Origin of the sequence: Geobacillus proteiniphilus, assembly GCF_001908025.1 — a bacterium.
GTDB classification, from domain to species: domain Bacteria; phylum Bacillota; class Bacilli; order Bacillales; family Anoxybacillaceae; genus Geobacillus; species Geobacillus proteiniphilus.
In genome coordinates this window covers 38162-48239 of sequence record NZ_MQMG01000026.1, presented here as the reverse complement: position 1 = coordinate 48239, position 10078 = coordinate 38162, and the positions used below count along the sequence as shown (strand labels likewise).

The window sequence follows — 10078 nt, the reverse complement described above, 5'->3', positions numbered from 1 at the left end:
ATGATTTTCATTTATTGCATCTGTTTGTTTTTAATGGTTGGGTGTGAGAAATGGAAAGAAACTGTCTCCCGAAACGATACAAAACTGAAGGTGAACCCGGCCTTTGTTGCACTTGCTGATGGAGATCGCAAATTAATTTTTCTTGACTGTAGATGAGCAATTTTCATTACAATATTTTCCGTTAACAAAGAGACCAACCTACAGTTTATTAGTGAATTTGCTCAACTATATAGATGCAATTTGAAGCTTTACCATTTGCAGCTTTTCCCGAGTATTTGATCGACTGTCGGGCGACCGAACAACGCCGCTTAAGGTGATCGCGCCTAGAATCATCTTTTTCATGGCGCTGACTGTTTCGGCCGCGTCTATCTTTACTTTTGTGCATGGGCGGGGCACCTCTCTTTTGGACGCGGTATGAGAACCTCGCGTGCGGTCGCAAAACGATGGACGCAGACTGGCTGTTGGTTTATAATATTTTTGAATCGTCCAAATATTCAGAGGAGTGGGAAGAGGATGGAACGAACCGTTGTTGAAACACGGTATGGGCGGCTGCGCGGTGTGGTGAATGGAAGCGTTTTCGTTTGGAAAGGAATTCCGTATGCGAAAGCGCCGGTCGGTGAACGCCGTTTTTTGCCGCCGGAGCCGCCTGAGGCATGGGATGGGGTGCGGGAGGCGACTGCCTTCGGTCCTGTCGTGATGCAGCCGTCGGATCCGATTTTCAGCGGATTGCTCGGGCGGATGAGCGAGCCGCCGAGCGAAGACGGGCTGTACCTGAACGTTTGGTCGCCGGCGGCGGATGGGAAGAAGCGGCCGGTGCTCGTCTGGATTCACGGCGGCGCCTTTTTGTTCGGCTCGGGTTCTTCGCCGTGGTATGACGGGACGGCGTTGGCGAAACACGGCGATGTCGTCGTCGTAACGATCAACTACCGAATGAACGTGTTTGGCTTTTTGCATCTCGGTGATTCGTTCGGCGAAGCGTACGCGCAAGCCGGGAATCTCGGCATTTTGGACCAAGTGGCGGCGCTGCGCTGGGTGAAGGAGAACATTGCGGCGTTTGGCGGTGATCCGGACAATGTGACGATTTTCGGTGAATCGGCGGGAGCGGCGAGCGTCGGCGTGCTGTTGTCGCTTCCGGAGGCCAGCGGGCTGTTTCGGCGCGCCATTTTGCAAAGCGGTTCGGGAGCGCTTCTCCTCCGTTCGCCCAAGACCGCCATGGCGATGACCGAGCGCATTCTCGAGCGCGCCGGCATCCGCCCGGGTGACCGCGGCCGGCTCTTGTCGATTCCCGCCGAGGAGCTGCTGCGGGCGGCGCTGTCGCTCGGTCCGGGAATCATGTACGGTCCGGTGGTGGATGGCCGCGTATTGCGGCGCCATCCGATCGAGGCGCTCCACGACGGGGCGGCCAGCGGCATTCCGATTCTCATCGGCGTGACGAAAGACGAGTACAACCTGTTTACCTTGACGGATCCATCGTGGACAAAGCTTGGCGAAAAAGAACTGCTTGACCGGATCAACCGTGAAGTCGGGCCCGTGCCGGAGGCGGCGATTCGCTATTATGCAGAGACGGCGGAGCCGTCGGCGCCCGACTGGCAAACGTGGCTGCGCATCATGACGTACCGTGTTTTTGTCGAGGGGATGCTGCGGACAGCGGACGCCCAAGCGGCCCACGGAGCGGATGTGTACATGTACCGGTTTGATTATGAGACGCCGGTGTTCGGCGGACAGCTGAAAGCATGCCACGCGCTCGAGCTGCCGTTTGTGTTTCACAATCTCCATCAGCCGGGCGTCGCGAATTTCGTCGGCAACCGGCCGGAGCGCGAGGCGATCGCTGACCAAATGCATTACGCCTGGCTGGCGTTTGCCCGCACCGGCAACCCGAACGGCGATCACTTGCCGGAAGCGTGGCCGGCGTATACGAGCGAGCGCAAGGCGGCCTTTGTCTTTTCAGCCGCCAGCCATGTCGAAGATGATCCGTTTGGCCGCGAGCGAGCGGCATGGCAAGGACGCTAGAAGATTTGATTCGTGAGGGAGCACCGCCATCTGTGAAAAAATGGAGCTTCGGCCTCTCTCCGCTAAACCAACAAAGGAACGGCCAACCGCCGTTCCTTTGTTATTCGTTTGCCCCCTGAGAAGGAAGCCCGAACTGTTCCGCCAGCGCTGGGTCGCGGTCGATGGCCTCGATGAGCTTGCGCATGACGTTGACGTCAAACGTAAAGTTCGCCCCAATCGGCGAGGTGACGAAAATTTTCCCTTTCTTCGCCTCCCGCGCCCGTTTGAATTGATAGCCGTCAATCGCGATGACGACTCGTTCGTCCGGTCTTGCCATTGAAGTCCCTCCAGTCGTTGCCGATTTGCTTTCTATTGTAACGTATTTCGGCGGCGGACGACAATGATCATACCGCACCCGATTCATGGAGCGTCAAGCGGATGGAGGATGAAACGCTCCCCCATCTATGCCAAAGGGGAGGAGCAGGGAATTTTTTGGCCCCATCCCTTCGATTTAGCCCTCTATATAAGTTGAAACTTTGTTTTACATCCAGTAGAACGCCCGCTGCATTCTATCAAAATGACTTGTTATGAAGGAAAACAGAATCGAACAATCGGAAAATCTTTATTGCAACTTATATAGAAAAGACAGGAAATGTAGTCTTTCCTTCAACATCGTTCCATTCTTTCGCTGCCTCCAGGCCGATCAGATCAGGTCAGATACGTTGCGATTTTTGCCAGGCATTCGTCAATGATTTCATCGATTTCCTCCATTTGAGCATCTTCTGGCTTGTATTTTTTTAAAATTTTTAGATGACGGGCTTTCCAATCTAATGTTTCACAAAAAAGAGAATCTGTTCCTTTCGTCGTGTTGAGACAGGCCCGCCAGTTGCCGCCAACGGCGATCTATGGTATAGTGAAATTATTGCAACGTCGGTCGTTGGAGGTGTCAGGCATGCATGCCTTGCTTGTGACGCTGCTTGTCATTGTGTCGATCGCGCTGATCGCAGTTGTCTTGCTGCAGTCGGGCCGCAGCGCCGGGCTGTCGGGGGCGATCACCGGCGGCGCCGAGCAATTGTTCGGGAAGCAGAAAGCCCGTGGGCTCGATGCGGTGTTTCAGCGCGTCACGGTCGTGTTGGCCGTCTTGTTTTTCGTATTGACGATCTTGGTTACGTACGTACAGCCATCATAAGTCAAACATGGGGCGGTCCATAGAATGAAGGGCTGCCCTTTCTATTTCACACCAGAGAGGAAGGAGAACCTATGATGAAAATTGTTCCGCCGAAGCCGTTTTTCTTTGAAGCCGGGGAGCGGGCGGTGCTGCTTTTGCATGGGTTTACCGGCAATTCCGCCGACGTTCGGATGCTTGGGCGATTCTTGGAATCGAAAGGGTATACGTGCCACGCTCCGATTTACAAAGGGCATGGCGTGCCGCCGGAAGAGCTCGTCCACACCGGACCGGATGATTGGTGGCAAGACGTCATGAACGGCTATCAGTTTTTGAAAAACAAAGGCTACGAAAAAATTGCCGTGGCTGGATTGTCGCTTGGAGGCGTATTTTCTCTCAAATTAGGCTACACTGTACCTATAGAAGGCATTGTGACGATGTGCGCGCCGATGTACATCAAAAGCGAAGAAACGATGTACGAAGGTGTGCTCGAGTATGCGCGCGAGTATAAAAAGCGGGAAGGGAAATCAGAGGAACAAATCGAACAGGAAATGGAACGGTTCAAACAAACGCCGATGAAGACGTTGAAAGCCTTGCAAGAACTCATTGCCGATGTGCGCGCCCACCTTGATTTGGTTTATGCGCCGACGTTCGTCGTCCAAGCGCGCCATGATGAGATGATCAATCCAGACAGCGCGAACATCATTTATAACGAAATTGAATCGCCGGTCAAACAAATCAAATGGTATGAGCAATCAGGCCATGTGATTACGCTTGATCAAGAAAAAGATCAGCTGCATGAAGATATTTATGCATTTCTTGAATCGTTAGATTGGTAATGGAGAAAGGAGGGGATGGCCAATGGATCATGTGTTGGCCGAACGAATTTTAACGTTTATGCGCGATGAGGCGTACAAACCGCTGACCGTTGAGGAACTGGAGGAAGCGTTTGGGATTGCGGATGCTGAGGAGTTTAAAACGTTTGTCAAAACGCTTGTCGCCATGGAAGAGGAAGGTCTTGTCGTCCGGACGCGCAGCAACCGCTACGGCGTGCCCGAGCGGATGAATCTCGTGCGCGGCAAGGTGATTGGCCACCCGAAAGGATTCGCGTTTGTCACACCGGAGGAGCCGGGACTGGATGATATTTTTATCCCGCCGTCCGAACTGAAAAACGCCATGCATGGCGACACGGTGCTTGTGCGCGTCCAAGCCGATTCATCCGGGGCGCGCCGCGAAGGAACGATCGTCCGCATTTTGGAGCGCGGGGTGAAAGAAGTCGTCGGCACGTACACGGAAAGCAAATATTTCGGCTTTGTCATCCCCGATGACAAACGGATCGTCAACGACATTTTCATTCCGAAAAACGCGGCGAACGGCGCGGTCGAAGGGCATAAAGTCGTCGCCCGGCTCACCTCGTACCCGGAAGGACGAATGAGCGCTGAAGGGGAAGTCGTCCAAATTCTCGGCCATAAAAACGACCCGGGCGTCGACATTTTGGCGATCATCTATAAATACGGCCTTCCGCTTCAATTTCCAGAAGACGTGATCGAGCACGCCAACCGGGTGCCGGATGTCATTACGGAGAAAGACTTGGAAGGGCGCCGCGATTTGCGCGGCGAGATGATCGTCACGATCGACGGGGAAGATGCGAAGGATTTGGACGATGCCGTCACCGTGACAAAGCTTGAAAACGGCAACTATAAGCTCGGCGTTCATATCGCCGATGTCAGCTACTATGTTGAGGAAGGCTCGCCTATTGACCGCGAGGCGTATGAACGCGGCACGAGCGTTTATTTGGTTGACCGCGTCATCCCGATGATCCCGCATCGGCTGTCGAACGGCATTTGCTCGCTCAACCCGAAAGTCGATCGGCTGACGCTCTCGTGCGAAATGGAAATCACCCCGCAAGGAGAAGTCGTCCGCCATGAAATTTTCCCAAGCGTCATCCGCACGGCGGAACGGATGACGTATTCCGATGTCAATAAAATTCTCGTTGACAAAGACGAAGCCTTGCGGGAAAAATATGCGCCGCTTGTGCCGATGTTTGAGCTGATGGCTGAGCTTGCCGACATTTTGCGGGCAAAGCGGATAAAGCGCGGGGCGATTGATTTCGATTTTAAGGAGGCGAAGGTGCTTGTCGATGAAAACGGCAAGCCGTACGATGTCGTCTTGCGCGAGCGGTCGGTCGCTGAGCGGTTGATTGAAGAGTTTATGCTGGCGGCGAACGAAACGGTGGCTGAGCATTTCCATTGGTTGAACGTGCCATTTATTTACCGTGTTCACGAGGATCCGAAGCCGGAAAAACTGCAGCGCTTTTTAGAGTTCATCACGAACTTCGGCTATGTCGTGAAAGGAACGGGCAACCAAATCCATCCGCGCGCCCTCCAGCAAATTCTCGAAGCGGTGCGCGGCGAGCCGGAAGAAATGGTGATCTCGACCGTCATGCTTCGGTCGATGAAACAGGCGCGCTATGACGCCGAGAGCCTCGGCCATTACGGCCTGTCGACCGAGTTTTACACCCATTTTACGTCACCGATCCGCCGCTACCCGGATTTGATCGTCCATCGGTTGATCTGGACGTATCTCATTAACGGCCAGATGGATCTTGACACCCAGCAAAAATGGGCGGAAAAGCTGCCTGAAATTGCGGAACACGCTTCCGATATGGAGCGGCGCGCCGTTGAGGCGGAGCGGGAGACGGACGATCTGAAGAAAACCGAGTTTATGGAAGACAAAATCGGGATGGAGTTTGACGGCATTATCAGCTCGGTGACGAACTTCGGCTTGTTCGTTGAGCTGCCGAACACGATCGAAGGCTTGGTGCACGTCAGCTACTTAACGGACGACTATTACCGCTACGACGAACGCCACTACGCGTTGATCGGCGAACGGACGGGGAAAATGTACCGCATCGGCGATGAAATCACCGTCCGCGTCATCAACGTGAACAAAGACGAACGGATCGTCGATTTTGAAGTCGTCGGCATGAAGGGACGCCGTCCGCCGAAAGCGAAAGCCGCTCCGGTCGTCATTGAAGGGAAAAAGCAAAAGAAAGGAAAAGCGAAGGCGGAGCCGAAAGCGCAAAGCGGCTCAAACCGCAGCGCGAAGGCGAAAAAGAAGAAAAAGAAAAAACGGTGAGGAAAAGCCGAACGGGCGGCTTTTCCTTCTTTTTCGTTTTTGGTAAAATAAGAAACGCTACAATGAGGAGGGGGAAAACGGATGCCGAAAGGCGAAGGAAAAGTGATCGCCCAAAACAAAAAAGCGCACCACGACTATTTCATCGAAGAAACGTATGAAGCCGGCCTTGTGCTGCAAGGGACGGAAATCAAATCGATCCGCAACGGCCGGGTGAACTTGAAAGATTCGTTCGCCAAAGTGGAAAAAGGGGAAGTGTTTCTTCATAACATGCATATCAGCCCGTATGAACAAGGCAACCGCTACAACCATGATCCGCTGCGGACGAGAAAGCTCCTTTTGCACCGCCGCGAAATCAACAAGCTGATCGGCTATACGAAAGAGCAAGGGTATACGCTCGTGCCGCTGAAATTGTATATTAAAAATGGCTTTGCCAAAGTGGAGCTTGGAGTGGCCAAAGGGAAGAAAAAATACGACAAACGGGAAGACATGAAGCGGAAAGAAGCGCAGCGCGAAATCGAGCGGGCGTTCCGCGAGCGGCAAAAACTATAGAGGGTTGGTGATTCAAAGAAAAAACGGGAGATCCCAATTCTTTTTCTATTTAGAGAAACTTTGTCAGATCGACATGCCTTTCTCGTCCAGCGCCGCCGATCTGGGCGCAAAACCCGTTTTTCACCAGCCTTATAGGGAGTCGGTGGTGTATGGGAAAAACAGTTCTCAATCGAATCTTCTCCAGTGGAGAAGCATTGAAACATCGGCTCTTCTTTCCTGGCGAACTCCATCGCTTTGGCAAAAATGACCGTTTTTCACCGGGGTTGAAAACATTCCCATTGAAAATGCGCATCGCCATGGTATAATAAATAATGCAACAGCCAGTTATCCATCGCTTACGCTATTCCGATCTTTCTTCGCCACCGCGGGGACGATCCGGATTCGACAGGGGTAGGTCGAGCTTAAGCGGCGAGCCGAGGGGGACGTCCTCGTAAAAACGTCACCTAAAGATAACTGGCAAACAAAACTACGCTTTAGCTGCCTAATTGCTGCAGCTAGCTCCTCCCGCCATCGCCCGCGTGGCGTTCGAGGGGCTCATATGAAGCGGGCTACGCCCAAATCCGCCGCCTGAGGATGAGGGAAGAGACGAACCAGGCTAGCCGCCGGGAGGCCTGTCGGTAGGCGGAACGGACGGCGAAGCGAAATATACCGACTACGCTCGTAGATGCTTAAGTGGCGATGCCTCTGGACGTGGGTTCGACTCCCACCGTCTCCATTTCCAACATGTTGCTGTTTCGGATTAAAAATGGTGAACCTCTTGATACGACCGTGTTTGCGGTCGTTTTTCATTTTTGGGGAATCCTAAAGAAATCGATAGAATCCGAAAAAATTTTGCACGGATTTTGCACCGCGTTTTTACCTTGCATTGTATACCGAGTTCGACAGTGACTAAGTAAACAAAATGCCTCTCATCCCTTGATGCCAAAGGGACAAGAGGCATTTGGGCATCCTTCCAGCGTGTATCTAGGCGCGAGGATGGATGCCTAGAATCTTCGGAGGCGGCCTCAGCTCTAGCGCCGCCAAGAGTTGCACTTGTCTATTCTAACCAAGGAATCGAGTCCATGTCGCCTTTTTTTGTTTGGATGTAAATTTATGTTAGTGAATTTGCTCATCTACAGATGATTAAAGGATTCGTTGTTTTTGAAGATGTAACATATTTTGAAACAGATTGCGTTAAAGACTTTGATGCTGATGAAATATTGGAAGTAGTGCTTATTTCCGCCACTCAATCGCTTGAAAAAGTTAAAATAGTAACCGACGGGGTGAACATCATCATGATTGAGGCGGGGAATGTAGAGTGGCACTCACTTTGAGCGCAATGCTTAAGGGTAATTCTTACAATGCGCGCATACCGTTGGCCCGATATTTTTATACAGTTTTGAGAAACAGAAAGAGATTTGTCGGCTGCCCAAAAACGCGGCGATGCATAGCCCCATCACCGAAGTGGTTGTCAGCGGTACAAATACGGGGTGCCGTAGTATTCCGTCCGGTTGAGCTCCGGGTATTCCAAAGTGAAATGAATGAAAATCGGGCACCAATCACAAAACGGGTACGTGTGAAAAAAAGCGCGGTCGCCATAGCGAATGGCTTCGAGCGCCAACGGCAATTCTTTCTTGAATACGTTCGCCCGGCGCGCATTTTCTTGCCGGCCCATTTGCCGGTTGCCAATGAATACATAGAGAAACAATACTAGCTGTTGCCCGGCTTGTTTCCATTCACCGAGCACTTCATCGCGTTGAGAAGTGAGCTGATCAGTGACAAATGCGCGGGAGACGGTGAGGAATAAGGCGCCAGTCGTGTCCGAGTGGGTTAAGGTGTACAGACGGCCGTTCACTGGTGACAGCTGGGTGATTCCAGCGGTCTGGGTGACGTGCAGTCGCTCGGGAGAAAGGTGTTTCATGGCGGTCCCTCCTTCTTTCATCTTGTTCTGCAGCGATGATGGGCCCATAATATGAATATGCGCCTCGTTTGTTCATGATGAATGGATTCGTGATCGGGAAAAAGAGATAAAAAAGAAGGCCGAACGAGCGAATCTTTCGCTTCGTTCGGCCGAGCGATCGGCGCCTGTTAGTCGGTTGCGGCGGATGGCTCTTTGTCTGCCGCTGCTTCACGATGAGCGGCAGGAGTGTCGGCTTCGGCCCATTGCGGGCGCCAGGCGATGCAAAGCGCCCCGCCGATGATGCCGAGAATCGTGCCGACTAAGAAGCCGCCCAAGGCGCCCATGATCGACAGAATGGCACTGAACATACCGATGATGCCGAGCAAGGTGGATAGCCGCGGCATGGCGTAGGAAAGAATCCCCATCAACATGACCATGCCGCCAAGGAAAAAGCCGACGAACACCATGCTTCCGGGAACGAGAGAAATTTCGTATAGCTGCATCGGAACCCATAAAATCACAAGGCTTGATAACAAGAGAAACGTTGCCCCCCAAAACGGGCGGCGTTTCCGCCAGCGACCGAACGCCTGCCAGCTAGAACGAATGATGCCCAATGTTTCTCATCCTTACTGAAATTAGTTGAGTTTTTCAAAGTACACTTTCATGCCCGGCAGCGACACTTTTTGCTGGAATAAGTAGACGGTTTTGATATCGCCGTTTTCGATCGTAATGCTGTCGGCTCCTTGTGTGAATTCTTTGGCCGCTTTCTCGACTGGGTTGCTCGTATCGCCGACATAGCTTTCTTTCATCGTCAAGCTGCCGAAGGAGATGTTGCCGTTGATTTGCGTCGCTTTTTGCACGAGGCCGTCAATGGAGACAGGCTCGCTCGCGACAATGACGACGCGAATGCCCAAGGCCGGGAAGTCTTTCGAAATCCGAAGACCTTGAATCGTCGCTTTATCCATTTCATTGACGAAGACCGGCGTCTGCGGCGCATTGCCTGCTTCCGCCACGCCGCCGTACATTTTAAACCCGCTGCCGTTTAGCTTGTCAAACTGAACAGTGAATTCGCCGACCCCGCTGATTGGTACGGCATAGGCGACGCCTGTCAGCCCGAAGGCGGACAACATAAGAGTGAGGGCAAAAAATCCTCCGAGCAAGGCGAGAAGCAACGGTTTTTTCGCCGTGTGCCCTCCTACAATCAGTGATTGGCTGGCCATATTCATGAACATTCTCCTCCCCTTCACATAAATTGAAAGCGCTTTAAATATAGATTTAATTAAATATTAAAATAATTCAAATAAAATAAAATCCCTACATTTGTAGGGTTTTTTCCCGTCTTCGTCGCAGAGGGGAGA

9 protein-coding genes and 1 other RNA gene are annotated in these 10078 nt (G+C 52.4%); 6 read left to right on the top strand and 4 right to left on the bottom strand.

Features of this window, described 5'->3' with window-relative positions:
* Positions 1 to 513 precede the first annotated feature (513 nt).
* Positions 514 to 2010 carry a carboxylesterase/lipase family protein gene (locus BRO54_RS10360; RefSeq protein ID WP_033026229.1) on the top strand — a complete coding sequence of 499 codons (1497 nt, stop codon included), beginning with the start codon at positions 514 to 516 and terminating at the stop codon, positions 2008 to 2010.
* Between the two features lie 100 nt (positions 2011 to 2110).
* Here the strand turns inward: BRO54_RS10360 and BRO54_RS10355 are convergent, their stop codons facing one another.
* Positions 2111 to 2326, bottom strand: coding sequence for a hypothetical protein (locus BRO54_RS10355; RefSeq protein ID WP_013144264.1), 216 nt, complete (start codon positions 2324 to 2326; stop codon positions 2111 to 2113).
* A gap of 615 nt (positions 2327 to 2941) precedes the next feature.
* On the opposite strand from BRO54_RS10355, the gene secG reads away from it, so the two are divergent.
* The 5 genes from secG to ssrA all read left to right on the top strand — a co-directional run bounded on the left by secG (position 2942) and on the right by ssrA (position 7559).
* Positions 2942 to 3178, top strand: a complete 237-nt coding sequence (gene secG / locus BRO54_RS10345) for a preprotein translocase subunit SecG (RefSeq protein ID WP_013144265.1) — start codon at positions 2942 to 2944, stop codon at positions 3176 to 3178.
* A 74-nt stretch (positions 3179 to 3252) separates the two neighbouring features.
* Complete coding sequence (gene estA / locus BRO54_RS10340) at positions 3253 to 3993, top strand: carboxylesterase (RefSeq protein WP_033004594.1); 741 nt, start codon at positions 3253 to 3255, stop codon at positions 3991 to 3993.
* A gap of 22 nt (positions 3994 to 4015) precedes the next feature.
* Complete coding sequence (gene rnr / locus BRO54_RS10335) at positions 4016 to 6292, top strand: ribonuclease R (RefSeq protein WP_033026225.1); 2277 nt, start codon at positions 4016 to 4018, stop codon at positions 6290 to 6292.
* Between the two features lie 81 nt (positions 6293 to 6373).
* Positions 6374 to 6841, top strand: coding sequence for an SsrA-binding protein SmpB (gene smpB, locus BRO54_RS10330; RefSeq protein WP_013144268.1), 468 nt, complete (start codon positions 6374 to 6376; stop codon positions 6839 to 6841).
* A 366-nt stretch (positions 6842 to 7207) separates the two neighbouring features.
* Positions 7208 to 7559: a transfer-messenger RNA gene (gene ssrA, locus BRO54_RS10325) on the top strand.
* 732 nt (positions 7560 to 8291) lie between these two features.
* Here ssrA and BRO54_RS10315 read toward each other — a convergent pair.
* The 3 genes from BRO54_RS10315 to BRO54_RS10305 all read right to left on the bottom strand — a co-directional run bounded on the left by BRO54_RS10315 (position 8292) and on the right by BRO54_RS10305 (position 9946).
* Complete coding sequence (locus tag BRO54_RS10315; protein ID WP_033026222.1) at positions 8292 to 8741, bottom strand: staygreen family protein; 450 nt, start codon at positions 8739 to 8741, stop codon at positions 8292 to 8294.
* Positions 8742 to 8908: 167 nt separating this feature from the next.
* The gene (locus tag BRO54_RS10310) at positions 8909 to 9334 is read right to left on the bottom strand and encodes a DUF6114 domain-containing protein (protein WP_033026220.1); all 426 of its coding nucleotides are present in this window, start codon (positions 9332 to 9334) and stop codon (positions 8909 to 8911) included.
* 21 nt (positions 9335 to 9355) lie between these two features.
* A complete protein-coding gene (locus tag BRO54_RS10305; protein ID WP_015375775.1) occupies positions 9356 to 9946 on the bottom strand; it encodes a DUF6230 family protein in 591 nt (196 codons plus the stop codon).
* Positions 9947 to 10078 lie beyond the last annotated feature (132 nt).

What these genes read in the sequence shown, in the direction of transcription:
- BRO54_RS10360 (WP_033026229.1), top strand. Translation starts at nt 514, where the DNA reads ATGGAACGAACCGTTGTTGAAACACGGTATGGGCGGCTGCGCGGTGTG.
- BRO54_RS10355 (WP_013144264.1), bottom strand. Translation starts at nt 2,326, where the DNA reads ATGGCAAGACCGGACGAACGAGTCGTCATCGCGATTGACGGCTATCAA.
- secG (WP_013144265.1), top strand. Translation starts at nt 2,942, where the DNA reads ATGCATGCCTTGCTTGTGACGCTGCTTGTCATTGTGTCGATCGCGCTG.
- estA (WP_033004594.1), top strand. Translation starts at nt 3,253, where the DNA reads ATGAAAATTGTTCCGCCGAAGCCGTTTTTCTTTGAAGCCGGGGAGCGG.
- rnr (WP_033026225.1), top strand. Translation starts at nt 4,016, where the DNA reads ATGGATCATGTGTTGGCCGAACGAATTTTAACGTTTATGCGCGATGAG.
- smpB (WP_013144268.1), top strand. Translation starts at nt 6,374, where the DNA reads ATGCCGAAAGGCGAAGGAAAAGTGATCGCCCAAAACAAAAAAGCGCAC.
- BRO54_RS10315 (WP_033026222.1), bottom strand. Translation starts at nt 8,741, where the DNA reads ATGAAACACCTTTCTCCCGAGCGACTGCACGTCACCCAGACCGCTGGA.
- BRO54_RS10305 (WP_015375775.1), bottom strand. Translation starts at nt 9,946, where the DNA reads ATGAATATGGCCAGCCAATCACTGATTGTAGGAGGGCACACGGCGAAA.